Annotated in this window: 22 protein-coding genes; 4 read left to right on the top strand and 18 right to left on the bottom strand. The window is 36.2% G+C overall.

Annotated features, from left to right (window positions below; translation table 11 throughout):
* Positions 1–42: 42 nt before the first annotated feature.
* Complete coding sequence (locus H8S00_RS03615; protein WP_186840010.1) at positions 43–3,081, bottom strand: glycoside hydrolase family 2 TIM barrel-domain containing protein; 3,039 nt, start codon at positions 3,079–3,081, stop codon at positions 43–45.
* A 235-nt stretch (positions 3,082–3,316) separates the two neighbouring features.
* On the opposite strand from H8S00_RS03615, the gene H8S00_RS03620 reads away from it, so the two are divergent.
* Positions 3,317–4,144 carry an AraC family transcriptional regulator gene (locus tag H8S00_RS03620; RefSeq protein ID WP_436233076.1) on the top strand — a complete coding sequence of 276 codons (828 nt, stop codon included), beginning with the start codon at positions 3,317–3,319 and terminating at the stop codon, positions 4,142–4,144.
* A 72-nt stretch (positions 4,145–4,216) separates the two neighbouring features.
* On the opposite strand, the gene H8S00_RS13780 is transcribed toward H8S00_RS03620, so the two are convergent.
* The 10 genes from H8S00_RS13780 to H8S00_RS03665 all read right to left on the bottom strand — a co-directional run bounded on the left by H8S00_RS13780 (position 4,217) and on the right by H8S00_RS03665 (position 11,720).
* Positions 4,217–4,750, bottom strand: coding sequence for a DUF5688 family protein (locus H8S00_RS13780; RefSeq protein WP_243169546.1), 534 nt, complete (start codon positions 4,748–4,750; stop codon positions 4,217–4,219).
* 26 nt (positions 4,751–4,776) lie between these two features.
* Positions 4,777–4,905 carry a hypothetical protein gene (locus tag H8S00_RS13940; RefSeq protein WP_279287344.1) on the bottom strand — a complete coding sequence of 43 codons (129 nt, stop codon included), beginning with the start codon at positions 4,903–4,905 and terminating at the stop codon, positions 4,777–4,779.
* Between the two features lie 268 nt (positions 4,906–5,173).
* Complete coding sequence (locus H8S00_RS03630; protein WP_025489609.1) at positions 5,174–6,364, bottom strand: site-specific integrase; 1,191 nt, start codon at positions 6,362–6,364, stop codon at positions 5,174–5,176.
* Positions 6,365–6,441: 77 nt separating this feature from the next.
* Entirely contained in the window at positions 6,442–6,645 is a 204-nt protein-coding gene (locus H8S00_RS03635) for an excisionase (protein WP_002347229.1), read from the bottom strand.
* A 314-nt stretch (positions 6,646–6,959) separates the two neighbouring features.
* The gene (locus H8S00_RS03640) at positions 6,960–7,193 is read right to left on the bottom strand and encodes a helix-turn-helix domain-containing protein (protein WP_003431885.1); all 234 of its coding nucleotides are present in this window, start codon (positions 7,191–7,193) and stop codon (positions 6,960–6,962) included.
* Positions 7,178–7,618 carry an RNA polymerase sigma factor gene (locus H8S00_RS03645; protein WP_003431889.1) on the bottom strand — a complete coding sequence of 147 codons (441 nt, stop codon included), beginning with the start codon at positions 7,616–7,618 and terminating at the stop codon, positions 7,178–7,180. The genes H8S00_RS03640 and H8S00_RS03645 overlap by 16 nt, the downstream gene beginning before the upstream one ends.
* A gap of 274 nt (positions 7,619–7,892) precedes the next feature.
* Positions 7,893–8,528 (bottom strand): ABC transporter ATP-binding protein, encoded by a 636-nt coding sequence (locus tag H8S00_RS03650; RefSeq protein ID WP_003431891.1) that lies wholly within the window; start codon positions 8,526–8,528, stop codon positions 7,893–7,895.
* A 13-nt stretch (positions 8,529–8,541) separates the two neighbouring features.
* The gene (locus H8S00_RS03655) at positions 8,542–9,987 is read right to left on the bottom strand and encodes an ABC transporter permease (protein WP_077710200.1); all 1,446 of its coding nucleotides are present in this window, start codon (positions 9,985–9,987) and stop codon (positions 8,542–8,544) included.
* 3 nt (positions 9,988–9,990) lie between these two features.
* Positions 9,991–11,214 (bottom strand): ABC transporter permease, encoded by a 1,224-nt coding sequence (locus H8S00_RS03660; RefSeq protein ID WP_025489608.1) that lies wholly within the window; start codon positions 11,212–11,214, stop codon positions 9,991–9,993.
* 11 nt (positions 11,215–11,225) lie between these two features.
* A complete protein-coding gene (locus H8S00_RS03665) occupies positions 11,226–11,720 on the bottom strand; it encodes a hypothetical protein (RefSeq protein WP_025489607.1) in 495 nt (164 codons plus the stop codon).
* 162 nt (positions 11,721–11,882) lie between these two features.
* Between H8S00_RS03665 and H8S00_RS03670 the strand changes: the two genes are divergently transcribed.
* Together H8S00_RS03670 and H8S00_RS03675 are read left to right on the top strand one after the other, a co-directional pair.
* On the top strand, positions 11,883–12,569 hold the full coding sequence (locus tag H8S00_RS03670; protein WP_025489606.1) for a response regulator transcription factor: 687 nt from the start codon (positions 11,883–11,885) through the stop codon (positions 12,567–12,569).
* The gene (locus tag H8S00_RS03675) at positions 12,563–13,855 is read left to right on the top strand and encodes a sensor histidine kinase (RefSeq protein WP_021364213.1); all 1,293 of its coding nucleotides are present in this window, start codon (positions 12,563–12,565) and stop codon (positions 13,853–13,855) included. Before H8S00_RS03670 ends, H8S00_RS03675 begins: the two co-directional genes overlap by 7 nt.
* 45 nt (positions 13,856–13,900) lie before the next feature.
* Here H8S00_RS03675 and H8S00_RS03680 read toward each other — a convergent pair whose 3' ends face one another.
* From H8S00_RS03680 to H8S00_RS03710, 7 genes are all read right to left on the bottom strand, one after another.
* The gene (locus H8S00_RS03680) at positions 13,901–14,143 is read right to left on the bottom strand and encodes a hypothetical protein (RefSeq protein WP_021380064.1); all 243 of its coding nucleotides are present in this window, start codon (positions 14,141–14,143) and stop codon (positions 13,901–13,903) included.
* A gap of 27 nt (positions 14,144–14,170) precedes the next feature.
* The gene (locus H8S00_RS03685; protein WP_009905043.1) at positions 14,171–14,866 is read right to left on the bottom strand and encodes a C45 family peptidase; all 696 of its coding nucleotides are present in this window, start codon (positions 14,864–14,866) and stop codon (positions 14,171–14,173) included.
* A 49-nt stretch (positions 14,867–14,915) separates the two neighbouring features.
* The gene (locus tag H8S00_RS03690; RefSeq protein WP_044967241.1) at positions 14,916–15,827 is read right to left on the bottom strand and encodes a primase C-terminal domain-containing protein; all 912 of its coding nucleotides are present in this window, start codon (positions 15,825–15,827) and stop codon (positions 14,916–14,918) included.
* Between the two features lie 380 nt (positions 15,828–16,207).
* Entirely contained in the window at positions 16,208–16,486 is a 279-nt protein-coding gene (locus tag H8S00_RS03695) for a helix-turn-helix transcriptional regulator (protein ID WP_024407057.1), read from the bottom strand.
* 151 nt (positions 16,487–16,637) lie between these two features.
* Positions 16,638–16,922, bottom strand: coding sequence for a topoisomerase C-terminal repeat-containing protein (locus H8S00_RS03700; RefSeq protein ID WP_002326770.1), 285 nt, complete (start codon positions 16,920–16,922; stop codon positions 16,638–16,640).
* Between the two features lie 145 nt (positions 16,923–17,067).
* Complete coding sequence (gene erm(B) / locus H8S00_RS03705; RefSeq protein ID WP_001038792.1) at positions 17,068–17,805, bottom strand: 23S rRNA (adenine(2058)-N(6))-methyltransferase Erm(B); 738 nt, start codon at positions 17,803–17,805, stop codon at positions 17,068–17,070.
* A 124-nt stretch (positions 17,806–17,929) separates the two neighbouring features.
* Positions 17,930–18,013: a 23S rRNA methyltransferase attenuation leader peptide gene (locus H8S00_RS03710; protein WP_001814874.1), complete on the bottom strand. Its 84-nt coding sequence runs from the start codon at positions 18,011–18,013 to the stop codon at positions 17,930–17,932.
* Positions 18,014–18,192: 179 nt separating this feature from the next.
* On the opposite strand from H8S00_RS03710, the gene H8S00_RS03715 reads away from it, so the two are divergent.
* Entirely contained in the window at positions 18,193–18,750 is a 558-nt protein-coding gene (locus H8S00_RS03715) for a TetR/AcrR family transcriptional regulator (protein ID WP_005946872.1), read from the top strand.
* Positions 18,751–18,755 lie beyond the last annotated feature (5 nt).

An 18,755-nucleotide genomic window follows, 5' to 3' on the forward strand; every position in this document is an offset into this window, starting at 1 on the left:
ATCAGACTCTCTTTCCTTGTTTACGGGTTACATGAAACTTTATTATCCTTTTACATACGGTATCAGTGTAAACTGAAACCGAAATAATACATCATCAAATCGGTACTGCTCCAATACAACCGGTCCACAACTATTAGAACCAATGCCATTTAATGCGTAGTCAACACAGAATACTACACTATCTGATTCTATTAATTCATAATTATGCGTTTTCTTCTCAAGTTCTTCCTGTGTATAATAAGAAGCATTGAATGAAAATGCCTTTTCTGCGGATGCCGCAATTCCATATCGGCTGTTGTTAAACTCTACATATTCACAATCATAATGGCTTCCATTTTCCTGTGGACGGATATAGTCCTCATGTAAATCCCCTACATCTGCCCGGTACAAACCGTGGCTCGCAGCCTGATGTTTATCACAATAACTTTCCTGTGGTCCCATTCCAAAGTATCTTACAGCTGAAAGTTTTTTATCCAGGAACATCCTCACACCAAATCTCGGAAGATCCGGAAATTCATCGTCTTTTGTTACTGCAATATCTGCATCAATCTTTCCAGCAGCTTCTATTTTCCATGTAATCGTCACATCTAGAATCTTCTGTACTGTCTCTGCCACAACGGAAGCATGGCTTGTAATCTTCACACCATGTTTTCCCTGCACAACCTCTGTCGTATAGGCTCTTGTGTAAGCCTTATCATAGTGGGCTTTCTTCCATTCAGACTTGATGTACATATCGTTATCTGTTGGAGCTCTCCAAATATTTAATTCCATCGGATGGTTCAAGTATTCCCGCCCTGCGAATTTCATCTCTGTAAAGAGCGCGGTACGTTTGTCTATGGTATAAGCAAATTCACGTCCCTTGATATGAATCTGTGTATCATTTTCACTTACCTGTAATTCAGAGTCCACTGCTGTTTTTTGCAGCCATTTCTCTGCAAGTTTGCATTTTGTATCCTCTTTACTTACCTCAATTTCATCGAATCCAAGAATATGGTCTCCATCCAACAATGGCAATTTCTTTTTCAGATGGTAAATAATTTTTAAATAACATTTCCCATCTTCTGGTACGTTGACCTTCAGGTTTGTTTTTCCTTCACTGTGTGGTGCTGCTGAAACTTCTGGAAGTTTACCTTTGCTGATTACAAGACCATCCTGTGTCAGTTCATAACAAATTTTTACATAATCTTTTAAATCATCAAAATCCATGTAGTTATGAAGCACCAAATCTCCGCTTTCTTTGTCATAAGAAATAACTCTTGCCGGACGATATACATTCTTGTATTCCAAAAGTCCTGTATGTACAGTTCTGTCCGGATATACTAATCCATCCATACAGAAGTTGCCATCATGAATTTCTTCGCCATGGTCGCCCCCATAAGCATATATAGTCTTTCCATTCTCAGCAGTTCCATGAGCAATCGCATGGTCACACCATTCCCAGACAAAGCCACCGCACATTTTATCGTTATCCTGAATCATCTGGAAATAATCTTCAAAATCCCCAGGTCCATTTCCCATGCTATGGCAGTACTCTACCAAAAGAAATGGTTTGCTTCCGTCCTTGTCCAAATATTCCTGAATCTCAGAAAGTGCCGGATACATCCGGCTATACACATCCAAATTGCTGTAATCATATGTCTCATCATAATTACGGTATCTTGCACTCTCATATTGTGTGATGCGGTCTGGATCAAAATTCTTTGTCCATTCCAGTGCTTTTTCAAAGTTGCAGCCATAAGCACTCTCATTTCCCATTGACCACATGACAATACAAAAACGGTTTTTGTCACGTTCCACCATGAGTTTTACGCGATCAACGATTGCCTCTTCCCATACCGGATCATCTGCAATCTTCTCATTCCATCGTTTGAACCGATTGTAATCAGTGTCTTCTTTTCTGTAGATCATAAATGGACCATGAGCTTCAATATCTGCTTCATCTATTACCATGAATCCATACTTGTCACACATTTCATAGAAAAATGGTGCGTTCGGATAGTGGCTGGAACGGATTGCATTAAAATTATGCTGCTTCATTAACGTAAGATCGGTTGTAATCTGTTCCAGATTGATTGTAAATCCAGTAACCGGATCAGAATCATGTCGATTGACACCACGGAATTTAATCTTCTGTCCATTTAAATAAATAACCTGGTCTTTAATCTCTATCTTTCTTAATGCAATGTGATCTACAATTACTTCATTCTCTGTTTCAAGAATCAGTTTATATAGATATGGATTTTCTGTATTCCAAAGTTCCGGACTTGCGATTTCTAATACAGCTGTTCCTTCTTCAGCAATACTTCCTAGTGCTACAACTGCCCCGTTTCTATCTTCAATCGAAATTTTTACATTTAACGGAGAGTAGAATTTCATTCCAATTTCTACTTTCGCAAGCATATCCTCAATTCTTGTTTTAATATGATAATCACTGATTGCCTGTCTTGGGCGTTTCAAAATGTACACATCCCGGAAAATACCACTCATACGGAATTTGTCCTGATCTTCCAAATAGGAACCATCACACCACTTCATTACCAACACTGCCACCATATTCGTTCCATCCTGAAGTACATCGGTAACATCAAACTCACTGGTCATATGCGAAACCTGGCTGTATCCTATGTAAGAGCCATTGATCCATAGGTAAAAGCAACTGTCTACTCCTTCAAAGTTCAAAAAAGATTTTGGTGCTTTCTCATCTCTACTGTACTCAAAAGTATGTACATAGACTCCACACGGAATGTCCTGTGGCACATATGGTGGATCAAACGGAAATGGATACCTGATGTTTGTATACTGGTGTGTATCATATCCAGCCATCTGCCATACACTTGGAACCTGAATCTCATCAAAATTTTCTGTATCATAATTCTTCTCAAAGAAAGAATCCTGAATGTCATAGATGCTGTTAAAATACTGGAATTTCCAAGTTCCATTCAATAACTGCATACGATCTGACTCTTCTCTGTGTTCCACCAAGTTATCCATTCTTCTGGATGCTGGAATATAATAGGCTCTGGCTGGCATTGTGTTTTCGTGCAGTACGCTTAGATTTTCATAATAACGTGGTACGATCATAAATAGCTCTCCTCCAATACATATACTTTTTTGTTCTTTGTTTTACTAAAGCAAACCTTATACTTTACTTTTTGTTTACGTTCCTTAATTATGCTATATATAGCATAGCCTAATTTGCAAAATATGTCTATGAATTGGATTAGACAAAATATGCACTAAATGATACAATGATAAAAAATACGAAAAGAGGTGCTGTCCTATGTATTTGAACACCGGTTATTTGAACCACTCACATATGGATTTCAAAGACAAAAGTCGTCCGCTGATTGTCGGTAGCTGTGGTACTTACCGTCTTTCCAGACATCCCAAACTTCCGACCTACCGTCCAAGGGGTCGTCTGGATTATCAGATTATATATATCACTGCTGGTTGTGGGCATTTTCATTTTGATAATGTAAATAATGAAACGATTGTTCCAGCCGGCAACATTGTACTGTACAGACCGAAAGAACTCCAAAAATATGAATATTACGGAGAAGATAAGACAGAAGTATACTGGATTCACTTCACAGGAAGCAATGTGAAAAATATCTTACGTCAATATGGGTTTCCGGATAAAGAACGTGTCTTTCAAGTGGGTACATCTAATGAATATGAACAAATTTTCAAACGTATCATTATCGAGCTCCAACGCTGTCAAGATAATTATGAGGAAATGCTTGTCCTTTTGCTACGTCATCTTCTGATTGGTTTCCACCGGGAACTGACAAGAGAGCACATATTAAAAAATGAATATCTTGATCATGAGATGGATAATGCTGTTACCTTTTTCAGTGAAAACTACAGTCAAAATATCAATATTGATGATTATGCTGCCTCACGAGGCATGAGTGTCAGCTGGTTTATCCGAAATTTCAAAAAATATACCGGTTCTACACCAATGCAATTCATTGTGGGAATCCGCATCAACACTGCTCAGATGTTACTTGAAACAACAACTTATTCCATCAATGAGATTTCTAAGATTGTCGGATATGATAACCAGCTTTATTTCAGCCGGCTTTTTCACAAGCTGAAAGGATATTCGCCAAGAGAATACCGAAAGCTGAGAAGCAAATTCTGAAATCCACAAAGAGGATACCAACGAATTATCAAAACAATGATTTGTAATATCCTCTTCTCACTTTTGCTATTCTTATTTTACAAACTCAGCCGTTTTCATTTCTACACTATCCGGATCTACTGCTTCTATATAATTTTGTGGTTGCCGCAATTTATTACATACCATGATTTCAAGAGTAATAGCAAATACTCCCACAGTAATAAGAAGTACAGCAATAATCTTCTTTAAATAACGCTGTTCATGACTACTATCTTTTGATATCTGTATCAGTGTATCTTCCGATTTTTTTTCTACATTAGTTACCTCAATATCTTCACCTGCCAAAGTATCTGTTGCAAGTCTTAGTGTCCTTAAATCTTTGTCGTAGCAATATACCTGATTTGAAAGACGGTCATTAATGTCTACCTGGTCCATATTGATTTCATAAACCATTTCCGCCCATTCATCAGGTGAACCAAAATCAGCTGATACGGCAATAACTTCATGGATACTTGATGGCAAGATATACAGGTCACTCCCAATTTTTTCTGCCAATTCATGTAGTGGCTCCTCATACAACATTGAAGCTGCTCCGAACAATTTACTTTCATTTGTTATAACGTACATTGAGCGTTCATCCTGAGTTTCCATCATTACTTCTTTGAATTTTTCTTTTTTAAAACATCTAAATAATTACATTTTCCCTCCTCGTTAAACTCTATTTTTTCTAATTCATATTCATCTTCTTTAGTCGTTACAATATAACACTGTTCTGGAACCATTTTCTTTCTATTTCTTCCAAAACTAATTTCACAACTATATTCATAATTGTATCCATGCAGAATATATTTTGATTCCTGCTGATTTTTTAAAATAAAAACTTACTAAATTTCTGATTATCTTTTCATAAGTTGGTAAATGCCGATATATCCCGTATTTTAGGGCTTTATCGGTATTTTCTTTTCGGAAGATACCTTGCATAAGCTGGCATTTACCAGCATGAAAATGCAACCAAAAGTAGTAAATGAGTAGTAAATATAAGCTCCGATATTAACAAGCCAGCCTTTCCAGTTCTGCTTTTGCAGATTGAAATGTGCCGTGTGCATAATAGCCAAGTGTCATGGTTATGTTAGCGTGTCCCATGAGATATTGCAGAGTGTTTGGGTTCATTCCTCTGTTTGCCATATTCGTACAATAAGTATGTCTGAATGAATGTGGCGTGATGTTCGGTAACTTGTCCGTGTGATACTTGTTATACTTCTTAATCAGTCCTCGCACCATGCCCTCATAGTTTCCTGCAACTTTAGGCAAGCCCTCACGATTTAGGAATAGGAAATTGCTGTAACCACCTACAATCAGCGGTTGTGCCTTTCCTCTGTTCTTTAGTATTCTTTGGATTGCTTGATAAGCCCGTTCTGTCAATGGAAGTTCCCGTTTTCCGTTTTTGGTCTTTGGTGTTTCAATATAGTAGCCCATTTCGCTATCTTTCAATAACTGGTGGTCTATATTGAGTATTCTGTTCTGCATATCAATATGCGTCGTCAGTCCGCAAAATTCAGAAATACGAAGTCCCGTTTCCAGCAGAAGCACAACCTCATCATAATACTTACTGTAAATCTTGTCCTTTTCCATAAAGGCAAGCAGGTGTTCTTCCTGCTCTGGTGTAAGGATAACTTTCTGTTCGGTATCATCTTCCAGAACATCACTTAACTTAAATTCAAATGGGTTCTTTCTGATACAGTCGTCTTGTATTGCCATGTAAAATGACGCTTTCAAGGAACGTTTATAGTTATCAATCGTTTTATAGGCATATCCTTTTTCGCTCATTCTGATAGCCCATTCTTTAGCGTCCGACTGCTTAACCGTATCAATCGCCCTCATACCTAATGGGTCATTTTTCAAAGCGTTCATAAGATACTGTCGTCCTTTTTCAGTAGCCCTTTTGATGTTCTTTCTTTGACTGTTCTTCTTGTCGTAGAGCTGGCAGACTGTCATTTTACCGCCGACTGTGTCGATACCGTCGTTAAGGTCTTTTTTTATCTGTGCTTCTTTTTCCCTCAACGATATATCATCACGCTTTCCAGCAGGTGTCTTGTCTGTCGGTACAAGTTTCCAAGAATAGATAAATTGTGGCTTTCCGTATATATCGGTATATTTATAAACGTATCTTCCGTCTTTTCGCTGGCTCTCTCCATTACGCAAATTGCGATTTTTACTGTCTTTTCGTTTCACATTAGACATAGTGTAAAGCTCCTTTCCGTCATGGAATGAGCCGTGATACGCTACTAATATTATACCATATCTACGGCTCAATGACATTAGATTTCGTCCAATGTATCTATGATTTTTTCAAATTGTTTTCGCTTAATCTGAATACGATTACCGTTCACGATAACCCAGCCAGCGTCAAGATTTTCTTCGGCTAATTTACGCAATTTCTTTTCGCCAATACGGAAGTATTTAGACGCTTCTTCAATCGTCAGCGTATATTTTTCCCAGATAGGCACATCAGTATTGTTCATAATCTATGCACCCCCTTTACTGTGTGTCATTTTTTTACAAGCAGACAAACGGCTTTGGAAAGCTCCGTTAGTATCTCAACTATTCCCATTCTTGTGGGCAGAACCGCACCATGCGGACGTATCATTATTCTGTGAGGATAGGTCGTGGCAAAACGACTATTCCAACAGTCGCTCTCGGATCACTGCGTGGGTCGCTCGCTTTCTTTTGGAAAGGTCATGGCGTACAGTCCCCGTGGCTTGCTATCTCACAAACGTATCTGTCTGCTTTATTCAGTTGTCAAAGACCAGACGGGCATAATCAATCCCAATATGAATTAGAAGCGTTTAATATCAAAGTTTAAGATTTTACGAATAATCGCTTCTTTGATAAAACCTTTCATTTCCAAATCTACCGCAAGACGTAAGTTGTTGTTATCGTCGTAAAACGGACGCATACAGCACTGATTGATATATGGGTCATAAAATTCCAAGATTTTTGAAATTGCTGTTTCGTCGCCGTCGCAGGCTTTGGAAATAACCGTGAAAGTCGGTGTCAGCTCTTTTGGCATTTTTCTTTTTCCTCCTCAATCAGTTGCTTTAACTTGTCTAGTGCTTGTATTCTGCACTTCGTTACATTCGCTCTGGAACAGTCAAGCATTTTCCCAATGTAAGTGTCCGTGTCGCCAATGAAAAAATACTGTAAAACGATATTACGCTTTCGTTCTTCAATAGCTTTCAATGCACGAGCCAGTTGTTCATCTTCGATTGATACTTTTTCTCCACAGACTTCAAATACCGCAACATAATCCGTAGAATATGTATCTTCTGTACCTATGGAATTTAAGAGGTCGTCCATAATTTCGGCGAATGGCATTTCTTTTTTCTCTGAACGACGTATCGCTCGATAGAAGTCAATCGCTCTATGACGTATAACTGTTTTAATAGCACAATCGAATTGATGACAGGTTTTTTCTTGTAGTTCTGACGGTTTCATTTTCCTCACCTCCTTTCGCTAGTCGAAAAGAGGTGTCTGCCCCTTTTCATATATACCGCGTTGAAAGTGGGGGACAGCGTAACCAAAATCGAAAAAACTTTAAAAAATTTTTTTCTGGCATGAAAAAAGCCCGCACAAAACATATAGTCTGTACGAGCTTTTAAAACTGTGCTATATTCAGTTGTTATAAAAATGCCGTTAGGTTCAAACTGATTGCGTCGAGGTATATCTAAAATATTCCATAATGACAACTCCTTTACGGCACTATTCTAATTTAATCAGACAGAAAAGAAATTGCACCGTTTTTAATTTCTAAGATTTCGTCGGCTTCTTCTGCCAAATGCTTACTGTGTGTAACCACAACAACACATTTTCCTAATTCATGTGCAGTCTTTTTCAGCAAAGCAATGATTTCATCAGCGGTAGTTTCGTCAAGATTTCCCGTCGGTTCGTCTGCCAAAAGTACATGAGCGTCGCTGGCTAATGCTCTTGCAATCGCTACACGCTGTTGCTGTCCGCCAGATAGTTGCAATACATTTCTCTGCCAGTATTCTTTTCCAATGCCGACTTCTTCCAATAATTTTTCAGCATTTCCACTACCACCTAATTTGACATTTTCAACCGTTGTCAAATAATCAATCAGATTATAATTTTGAAATACCAATGAGATATTATGCTTTCTGTGGTAATTCAGCCCTTTTTTTGTAATGTCCTCGCCATTGCAAAGGACAGTCCCTTTTACCGCTGTGTCTAAGCCTGCTAACAACGATAAGAGTGTTGTTTTTCCTGCACCACTCGGACCGACAATAGTATAAAAAATACCCTCCTCGAAAGTAGCAGATACATTATTCAAAATGGTTTTATCTTTTTTTGTTTTGTAAGCATAGCTTACATTCTTTACTTCTAACATTTTCGTCGTCCTCCTAACTCATTTCCGATAAAATATCTTTCGGGTTTCTCTTTAGTATTACAATTCCAGATACCAGAACAGAAGCCGTTATCAACACAAGAACACTTGCTCCGTCCAACAGATACATTTCTGGCGTAACCTCTACGCTGATATTCTGCACGTCCTGCTTTGGTGCAACATATTCTGTGGATACTTTTCCCTCGTTATTTTTTTCTTCTTCCTGCATTTGCTGAACCTGCTGTGATACCAGATAATTTGCAGTTACTTTGGAAACGGCAGGAGCGACAGCAAAGGATAGCATAAGGGAAAGAACAGCAATCATAATCGCTTCACTCCAAATCTGCCCGATAATTCTGAATTTCGGAACACCGAGAGATAAGAAAATGCCGACTTCCTGCACTCGATTTTTCAGCCAGAACAGAAATACTAAAACAAGGATAACAAAACTTGCAACAGAGATTACCAATATCATCATTTCGCTTACTTTTGCTAAATCATTGAAGTTTGAGGACATGGTTTCGGAATTTCCGTTATTGTCAATCAAATCATATTGCTCCCAGTTGATGTCTACTTTTTGCAGATTTTCTTTTACTTCGTCGTAAGCTTCCACATCTTCTACTTTGAAATAGGCTCTTTCATATAATGGACTTGTTTCACCCTCTGCCTTTTCTGGAAATCTCAAATCTGTAAATATTACATTTTCCGAACGGTAAGTATCTCCCTGCATAAGTGGGGACATCTTTTGATCCACTTGATAAATTCCAACAATCTCAGCTTCTGATACCTTTGAATTTTCAGTATCGTGGTAATCATTAAAAGAAATCTTATCGCCGATTTTCAGATTATTTTGATTTGCAAGTTCCTCTGAAATGACACACATATCTTTATCCTCTGGGGTTATCATTCGCCCCTCTTTGATATGCAGGTTTCCAGATAAAACATTTCTGTCAAGTTTCATATCTTTGTTTCCAATTAAGCTTACACCTCCCTCATCTACACTTTGGTCTACATCTTTATCTTCAATTCTTTTGAAATTTACAGGGTTTACAGGAGTTGTTGCTGTTGTAATATTGTAATCAGCAATTCCTTTTGTTTTTGCCAGTTTCTCAATGTCTTTTATATCTAAGCTTTCAAATTCATTTGTTGTCCAGCCTGACCAAGTCTCCACACCATTGATAATCTCTTTTTCCTGATGGTAGCCACCAAAACTACCTTCCTTATCATTACCAATCTTTTCTGAGTATTCACGAACTCGTTTTGTTCGGTACTCTGCATTTCTTTCTAAAAGAAAGCCTGCACCTATGGCTTGTCTGGTTTTGTCCTGCACCTCAATACTGGCATTTTTGCTCGCCACACCTGCAAGAAGCAGGGTACTGATTGCAAAAACAATCAACAATAAGAGAATACTTTTTATGGGCTTTCTGAACACAGAACGCCTTGCCAATCCAAAAAAATTCATGTACTATCCCTCCATTTTCGCTAATATATCTTTTGGGTTTGCTCGTAATATCGGAAGAATGGAACAGCACAATGCCACCAGAATAACTGCACCACCTAAAAGGAACAACATTCCAATATCTTGTATCTGCAACACCACTTTCAGATTTTCTGTTACTGTTTCTGAACCAGTAATGACATTTTGCAAAACGCCCGAGAACAATTTACCAATGGCTGTTGCTCCTAAAACCGAAAGTGTAAATACACTGCCTGCTTCTAATAAAGTTTGCAGGAAAATTTCACTTTTTGTCTTGCCGAGGCTCATAAAGATTGCCACCTCTTTTTGCCTTGTCCGCATCCACATACATAACAGCAGGGAAACAACAACAGTACCAGTTACCAATGTAAGTACCAGCATAAGATTTGCCACCTTACTGATTTGCTCTAATGGAGCAGACATCTGTTGATAAAGGGTATCGGAAGTGCTAAGTTCTACATCATTTCCGAATATTTTTTGCAAGCTGGTTTCCAGCACATCTAATTTTTCTGGTCTTTTTGAATAAACGCAGAGTTTTTCAAATTCAGCTTCTTTGAACAATTCTTTATAAGTGCTGTTGTCAATAAAGACTTGATTTTCTATTCGATTGACTGCGGTAGTTTCTGTTGGCTGGTCTTTTTCCACATTTCCTGCGGACATGAAAATTCCAATAATTTGAACAGATACTTTTGTTCCGTTTTCTGTACTTAATTCAATCGTATCTCCAACTTTTAGCTCATTTTGATTTGCAAGGTTCGCATTGATAACAGCACCTTTTTTCTCATGTTTGATATAATCGCCAGAAGATAAGCGGTACTGCATTTCTGAAAAAGGGCTGTCCTTTTCCAAATCATCATAGGAGAGCAACGCTATTTTCAAATTTTCCTCATTCGTAGAAGTATTGAGCGTAACGGGAGCAAAACTAGCTGGAAATACATCTTGCCTGCCGATACGGTTGATAGCTGAAACATCTTCCAGCGTTTCAATCTTGTTTACTTCATTCTCTGTTATCTTGCTGTCCTTACTTGTAATTTCAGCTACAATCTTAGAATTTGTCTTTTCCTGCATGGCTTGTTTGGACTCATTTGTAGTCCTTAAAATCATGCTTGTACCTAAAATCATACTGTTTACAAGTATCAAAACAATCAACAAAAGAATGGTTTTTCCTTTTTTTCGCTGTAAATAGCGAAAACCAAGTTGATAAAACTTCATACTTCACACCTCTATTCCCAACGGGCTATGACAACCTTTGTTGCATTGAAATGAAGTGTGTCTGCAAATTCTCCATAAAGATATACTTCAGATTGTTTTTTTACATCGGATATAGAACCCGTTGTTACATTTGTAACACCAGACTGTGCATTTACTGTGGCAATGACAAATTCACAATCTGGGTTATAGGTTACAGAAACAGCATTGTCTTTATTTTCCATTCCCGGTGCTTCTATTTTTATCCCAGCTCCACCCTCAATATCTTTTGCTTGATTTACCAAGCAACCATTGTCTGTAAATTCCAAAACACTTCCTCTCAAATTAGCAGACTCTAATATGTCGTTTCCTTTATTTTCTGAAGAACCATTTGTATTTTCTTCATTCGTATTAGAATTGACAATAGGATTAGACGTATCTGGCTTCTCATTTGGACTTGCACCACACCCCGTCAATGCACAGATACATAATCCAACTGCTATGAATTTACTGATGTTTGTTTTTTTCATTTTTGTATTCCACCTTTCTTGTTCGATATGCCCCTATTGTAAAAGCAAACCATTCTAAAAATCCTGTAAAAAAGTAAGAAAATCATCATCATTTTTTAGAGGATTTTTACAGACTTTTCTGTTATACTGTCTATAATTTATATAGAAAAGGATTGATACATTATGAAAATACTTCTTCTGGAAGATGATTTAGAGTTATGTAAAAATATAAAAATTTCTCTGGAAAAAGAAAACTATATGGTTGATTGTTGCAATGACGGGGAAACTGCTATGCTGTATGCCTTAAATACAGACTATGCTTATGACCTCGCCATTGTAGACCGTATGTTACCGATTATTGACGGTTTGACAATCATAAAATCTATGCGTAAAAAAGGAATTTCTATTCCTATCCTTATCATTACTGCCATGAGTACCCTTGACAATCGGGTTGAGGGTTTAGACGGCGGTGCTGATGATTATTTAGTAAAACCATTTCATATCAAAGAATTGCTTGCAAGAGTTCGGGCATTAACAAGACGCCCTGCCAATATCCAGTTATCTTCCAAATTAGAATATGGAGATTTAACTTTCGATAAAGACAGCCGAACCTTATCTACACCCGTCAATTCTCTTTTATTAACTTCAAAAGAAACCGAGTTGACTTTTGTATTTATGCAGAACCCAGAAACACTATTTTCCCGTGAACAGCTAATCCTTAAAATCTGGGGCAGTTCTTCCGAGGTAGAAACTGGCAATGTAGACAGTTACATTTCTTTTCTGCGAAAACGCCTAAAAGAATTAAAAAGTTCCTGTAAAATAACAACGGTCTACGGTGCAGGGTACAAACTGGAGAAAGAAACATGTTAAATAACTTATACCGAAAACTTCATATTCTGTTTGCAAGTTCTGTTATGCTGATTATTACCCTTGTGATTTCCTTTGTCGTTGCGAACACAGTTCATACAGAGAAAATCAACGAAAGCACCTTATTTCAGAGATTGACAACCTTGCTGATTTATCAAGTGGAAAGTGCTTCTTCGGATATGGACAAAGCACTCAAAACCTACGAAGAGAGTTATCATATTTTTTCTTTAATTACTGATACAAGGGGGAATACCATTTATCAGAGTGATTTCCCATTTCCAACTTCTGCGGACAATCTGTTGCATGATGTAGAAAAGCAGATTTCTACACAACCATTATCACAAATAGAAAACAGCACAACTTCACAAGGCGGTTTTCTGGAAATAAGAGGAACACATCACGATACTTATTTTGTTATTCCTGCTACAATTAGGACAGCAAATGATACCGTGTATCATGCAACCTTTCTTTATCAGACAGCCAGTTTGACGGATATTTTACAAAAAACATTGCCTATATATCTTCTTATCTGGTTTTTGGCTTGTATCGTTGTTATCGTGCTGACCCGTTATCTGCTGAAAAAGTCGTTTGCTCCAACGGAACGAATACTGCAAAGCCAAAAAGATTTTGTTGCAACAGCGTCCCATGAATTAAAATCTCCACTTGCTGTTATGATTTCCAACACGGATATGCTTCTTGATAATGTTTCCTTAAACGAGCAGGCAAAGCAAGCCGTACAGACCATAGATTTTGAATGTATGCGGTTATCCCGTTTAGTCAAAGATATGTTGCTTTTGGCTTCTTCCGACGCTAAAACATGGACATTGCATAAAAGCACAATCAATGTAGATACCTTGCTCATTACGTTATATGAAACCTACGAACCCGTCTGCATGAAGCAGAATTTAGAACTAAAACTGCATTTATCCGAGGAAAGTTATCCTGCTATGTTTACCGACAAAGACCGATTATTTCAAATCTTGTGTGTCTTTATGGATAATGCCATTCAACATTCCAAGAATAATTCTTTAATAGAGATAGAAGTAATCGCCACCGAAAAAAATATTGCTTTTTCTGTGGTAGACCACGGGCAAGGCATTTCTGATGAAGATAAGCAGTATATCTTTGACCGATTTTATAGTGGCGACAAGTCCCATACGAACAAATCGAATTTTGGACTGGGACTAAGTATCGCCAAAGAATTAACTCAAATGCTGAACGGTATTATCATTATCAATGATACTGCTGGTGGAGGTGCTACTTTTACTGTTAAATTTCCTCTGAAATAGATTAAGGCTTGCAGATCATACACTATGTATGGAGCAAGCCTTTTTTCAAATCTTTGTCTTTTTGGTAATCTTGTAAATATATTCTTCTGGGGTAGGGCGTTTATTACCAAAATATTTTTTGAAATTTGCCTGCACTTCTGGGGCGGTGCTATTCATAGCTTCATCAATCGTCGCTTCAATATCTGCCCGAACATCAGCCAATGATACACCGCCAGCTTTTGCACCAGCTTTCAACGCTTTTTTTATATCTCGCTTTTTTAGTCCTATCATAATAACCTTTCTTATCATAATTGCAAATTTATAAATTCATTAGTATTAAAACTGAAATTCAAATACATTACTAAAATCATTGTTCAAGACATAATAAACTTTATTTTTTTCTGTAGAATATACAAATGAAACCCTAGTTGCCCACAAGTCTTTTTGAGAAACAGATTTTAATACTTTAAATGCGTCATTTACTGAAAAATCTTTATCATATCCTGCCAATAACTCTTTAGCCACTTCGTATCTTGTATCCCCAGAAACAATGTACGGCTTTGTTATATCTGGTTTTAGAATAGAATAATTTGTAATAAGTGAAAAATTTTCTTGTTCATATCTATACCCAATTCCAGGTTCAATAATTAAAACTCGTCCTTTTTTATCAGAAAGCATAGCTTGCATAGTAGCATCTGGTGCATAAATAATTTTTTTCTTTTTAACAATGTCCAAGGCTTTATCAAAAGAAATCTCTGCCTTAATGAATTTTTCTGTTAATTCAGATATTGTAATACAATCCTCGCTTTCTATATACCTTGCATTTTCATTACCATGAACATAAAGAAGTGTTCCTACATTACCATTTTTATTTATCCCATGAAATGAATGATACAGACCGTCAGGCATTTTAATACCAATATAAAATCTATTTTCTTCGGTAATTACAGTATGATCCCATACAGAAAGGTCAATATCAAAATTAAAACCAACAATTTTATCTATACCATTGTAAACAAATCTTGTACACATATAATCACTCCTCAAAATACTATTTCAAATAGTCATTTAACTAATCTAATTAGTATTTTAAAATGTTTTTAAACTCAAACATATTATATTCGCACGTTTCGATTGAATAGCCTGAACTAAAGTAGGCTAAAGAGAGGGTAAACATAACGCTATTGCGCCCTACTAAACCCTTTTCTCCTGAAAATTTCGTTTCGTGCAATAAGAGATTAAACCAGGGTTCATCTACTTGTTTTTTGCCTTCTGTACCGCTTAAAACCGTTAGACTTGAACGAGTAAAGCCCTTATTATCTGTTTGTTTGAAAGACCAATCTTGCCATTCTTTGAAAGAATAACGGTAATTGGGATCAAAAAATTCTACATTGTCCGTTCTTGGTATACGAGCAATCCCAAAATGATTGCACGTTAGATCAACTGGCAAAGACTTTCCAAAATATTCTCGGATATTTTGCGAGATTATTTTGGCTGCTTTGACAGATTTAAATTCTGATTTTGAAGTCACATAGACTGGCGTTTCTAAAACAAAATATGCTTGATAACCTTTATCAGATTTGATAATTAACGTAGGCATAAAACCTAAATCAATAGCTGTTGTTAAAATATCGCTTGCTGAAATAGTTTCTTTTTCCGTGTGAATATCAAAATCAATAAAGAAGGTATTGATTTGTCTTAAATTGTTTTCAGAATGTCCTTTAGTGTATGAACGGTTTTCGTCTGCATACGTACCATAACGATAAACGTTTGGTGTCCAATGCGTAAATGTATCTTGATTTTCGTGAATCGCTTCTTCGGAAGTCAGAACAACGCCACGTCCGCCAATCATGCTTTTTTTTGAGCGATACGCAAAAATAGCCCCTTTACTTTTACCTGGCTTGGTAGTGATTGAGCGAATTTTACTATTTTTAAATTTGTACTTTAACAAGCCGTCATGAAGCACAGTTTCTACAACAAAAGGGATATTCATTCAGCTGTTCTCCTTTCTTACGAAAATTAATTAGTTAGAAGCTACGATCAAAGTTGAATCACAACAAAAAAGGCAATCAACTAAGTTTTTCTTAATTGATTGCCTGGTATCTTCTTAAAGACTTGAAATCCCCTCAAAAACCCGATATAATGGGTTTACAGATATTTAAGTATCTGATTAATAAAGTAATTAAATACTTTACCAAATTTTGGGTCTCGACTTCTTTAATTGATTGGTGGTAATCAATTAAGGCTCGCAGTTAAAGTTTCTCAGGCTTTAACTGGTCGTGGCTCTTTTTTTGTATTCTTTATTCAGTTCGTTGTTTCGTTATATCTAGTATATCGCTTTTTAAAAAAATAAGCAATGATTTCGTGCATTATTCACACGAAATCATTGCTTTTTTCTTCTTCCATTTCTAACTCCAATGTTACTTGTTCTGTTTCTGGTTCTGGTTCTGTTGGCTCATTTGGGATTAAATCCACTACTAGCGTTGAGTTAGTTAACTTTGCAATTTGTTCTAGTGTTTTTATGGTTGGATCTGATTTTCCTGATTCTATTCGTGAATAATTTGATCTACTCATTTCTAATTCTTGGGAGAATTTTTCTTTTGATTTGGTACCTCTCATCTTTTTTAAGCTTTCTCTAAATGCTAGTTCCAAGTTTCTCCCCCCTCTTTTTGTGTCATAAAATTCACGCTTTATTTAAATTATAGCTTTTAATATCTTAATAAACAAGTGATTAATCACTTGTGATTTGTGATAAGTGATTTGTGATTAATATATAAAAGCCCTCTTTAAAGGGCTTTTATGTTTATTTTGAAAAAGAGATAAAATCAATATATCCCTTTTCCCCAATTTTTACAACGGCATTGTAGGGCTTTTTCTCTTTGTTTTTGATTCCTTTTACCAGGGTTTCTTTTCCCTCCAGTAATTCTTTTACATTCGTTTTGGTTAGTTTTTTCTTTCTAAAATGTTCAGCTAAAGTAAACTTACATTCAGGATAATTTGAACAACCATAAAACGATTTTTTTAATACAATATTGTTGCCACACTTAGGACATTTTCCTACAAGGGGTCCCGAGCGCTTAGTGGGAATTTGTACCCCTTATCGATACAAATTCCCCGTAGGCGCTAGGGACCTCTTTAGCTTCTTGGAAGCTGTCAGTAGTATATCTAATAATTTATCTCCATTCCCTTTAGTAACGTGTAACTTTCCAAATTTAAAAAAGCGACTCATAGAATTATTTCCTCCCGTTAAATAATAGATAACTATTAAAAATAGACAATACTTGCTCATAAGTAACGGTACTTAAATTGTTTACTTTGGCGTGTTTCATTGCTTGATGAAACTGATTTTTAGTAAACAGTTGACGATATTCTCGATTGACCCATTTTGAAACAAAGTACGTATATAGCTTCCAATATTTATCTGGAACATCTGTGGTATGGCGGGTAAGTTTTATTAAGACACTGTTTACTTTTGGTTTAGGATGAAAGCATTCCGCTGGCAGCTTAAGCAATTGCTGAATCGAGACTTGAGTGTGCAAGAGCAACCCTAGTGTTCGGTGAATATCCAAGGTACGCTTGTAGAATCCTTCTTCAACAATCAGATAGATGTCAGACGCATGGCTTTCAAAAACCACTTTTTTAATAATTTGTGTGCTTAAATGGTAAGGAATACTCCCAACAATTTTATACCTCTGTTTGTTAGGGAATTGAAACTGTAGAATATCTTGGTGAATTAAAGTGACACGAATGTTCAGTTTTAATTTTTCTGACGATAAGTTGAATAGATGACTGTCTAATTCAATAGACGTTACCTGTTTACTTATTTTAGCCAGTTTCGTCGTTAAATGCCCTTTACCTGTTCCAATTTCGTAAACGGTATCGGTTTCTTTTAAATTCAATTGTTTTATTATTTGGTTGAGTACTTTTTCACTCGTTAAAAAGTTTTGAGAATATTTTATATTTTTGTTCATGTAATCACTCCTGAAGTGATTACATCTGTAAATAAATACAGAAGTTAAACGATTTGTTTGTAATTTTAGTTATCTGTTTAAAAAGTCATAAGATTAGTCACTGGTAGGAATTAATCTAACGTATTTATTTATCTGCGTAATCACTGTTTTTAGTCTGTTTCAAAACAGTAGATGTTTTATCTACATTACGCATTTGGAATACCAACATGACGAATCCCTCCTTCTTAATTACAAATTTTTAGCATCTAATTTAACTTCAATTCCTATTATACACAAAATTTTAAGAAAGTCAATAAATAATCATAATTTTCTAATTGTGTTATTGACTACACTAATTCAATTAGCTAGAATTGTGTTTGTATGATATTTTGAATGAGGTGCATAACTATGAAAACCACTAAAGAAGCAGTAATAAAAGCAACATCAGACTTAGCAGATGAAAAAGGATTAAATAACGTTTCGTTAAAAGCTGTTGCTCAAAAATTAAACATTCGTACACCATCTTTATATAATCACATAGAAAGTTTAGATAATCTTCTTTTAGAAGTTGCTCATAATGGTATGCGTGACATGAATGAAAGAATGATGAAAATTGCCGTTGGAAAAATAGGGAAAGAAGCAATTAAGTTAGTTTCTATCGAATACCTAAACTATATGATTGAACACCCCGGAGTTTATGAAACAATTCAATGGGCTGTGTGGCACGGAACAGAGGAAACAGCAACCATTTTTAACAACTATCTTTCATTATTAACTACTCTTATCCAATCGTGCAGTCTTAACAAAGACAAAACACTTGAAATATTAAATATGCTTACTGGAATAATTCACGGTTATACAACTTTGCAATTAGGAAACGCTTTTTCTGCCTCAGATAAAGTTAGATTTGAATTAGCTGAAGCGATAGATACTTTATTAGTCGGGATTTTCCAGAAGTATAAATAATATAT

Origin of the sequence: Eubacterium segne (genome assembly GCF_014287775.1) — a bacterium.
GTDB classification, from domain to species: domain Bacteria; phylum Bacillota; class Clostridia; order Lachnospirales; family Lachnospiraceae; genus Eubacterium_G; species Eubacterium_G segne.

Bases quoted from the DNA above. Each gene is read 5' to 3' on its own strand.
- H8S00_RS03615 (WP_186840010.1), bottom strand. From the start codon at position 3,081: ATGATCGTACCACGTTATTATGAAAATCTAAGCGTACTGCACGAAAAC.
- H8S00_RS03620 (WP_436233076.1), top strand. From the start codon at position 3,317: ATGGATTTCAAAGACAAAAGTCGTCCGCTGATTGTCGGTAGCTGTGGT.
- H8S00_RS13780 (WP_243169546.1), bottom strand. From the start codon at position 4,750: ATGTACGTTATAACAAATGAAAGTAAATTGTTCGGAGCAGCTTCAATG.
- H8S00_RS13940 (WP_279287344.1), bottom strand. From the start codon at position 4,905: ATGGTTCCAGAACAGTGTTATATTGTAACGACTAAAGAAGATGAATAT.
- H8S00_RS03630 (WP_025489609.1), bottom strand. From the start codon at position 6,364: ATGTCTAATGTGAAACGAAAAGACAGTAAAAATCGCAATTTGCGTAAT.
- H8S00_RS03635 (WP_002347229.1), bottom strand. From the start codon at position 6,645: ATGAACAATACTGATGTGCCTATCTGGGAAAAATATACGCTGACGATT.
- H8S00_RS03640 (WP_003431885.1), bottom strand. From the start codon at position 7,193: ATGCCAAAAGAGCTGACACCGACTTTCACGGTTATTTCCAAAGCCTGC.
- H8S00_RS03645 (WP_003431889.1), bottom strand. From the start codon at position 7,618: ATGAAACCGTCAGAACTACAAGAAAAAACCTGTCATCAATTCGATTGT.
- H8S00_RS03650 (WP_003431891.1), bottom strand. From the start codon at position 8,528: ATGTTAGAAGTAAAGAATGTAAGCTATGCTTACAAAACAAAAAAAGAT.
- H8S00_RS03655 (WP_077710200.1), bottom strand. From the start codon at position 9,987: ATGAATTTTTTTGGATTGGCAAGGCGTTCTGTGTTCAGAAAGCCCATA.
- H8S00_RS03660 (WP_025489608.1), bottom strand. From the start codon at position 11,214: ATGAAGTTTTATCAACTTGGTTTTCGCTATTTACAGCGAAAAAAAGGA.
- H8S00_RS03665 (WP_025489607.1), bottom strand. From the start codon at position 11,720: ATGAAAAAAACAAACATCAGTAAATTCATAGCAGTTGGATTATGTATC.
- H8S00_RS03670 (WP_025489606.1), top strand. From the start codon at position 11,883: ATGAAAATACTTCTTCTGGAAGATGATTTAGAGTTATGTAAAAATATA.
- H8S00_RS03675 (WP_021364213.1), top strand. From the start codon at position 12,563: ATGTTAAATAACTTATACCGAAAACTTCATATTCTGTTTGCAAGTTCT.
- H8S00_RS03680 (WP_021380064.1), bottom strand. From the start codon at position 14,143: ATGATAAGAAAGGTTATTATGATAGGACTAAAAAAGCGAGATATAAAA.
- H8S00_RS03685 (WP_009905043.1), bottom strand. From the start codon at position 14,866: ATGTGTACAAGATTTGTTTACAATGGTATAGATAAAATTGTTGGTTTT.
- H8S00_RS03690 (WP_044967241.1), bottom strand. From the start codon at position 15,827: ATGAATATCCCTTTTGTTGTAGAAACTGTGCTTCATGACGGCTTGTTA.
- H8S00_RS03710 (WP_001814874.1), bottom strand. From the start codon at position 18,013: ATGTTGGTATTCCAAATGCGTAATGTAGATAAAACATCTACTGTTTTG.
- H8S00_RS03715 (WP_005946872.1), top strand. From the start codon at position 18,193: ATGAAAACCACTAAAGAAGCAGTAATAAAAGCAACATCAGACTTAGCA.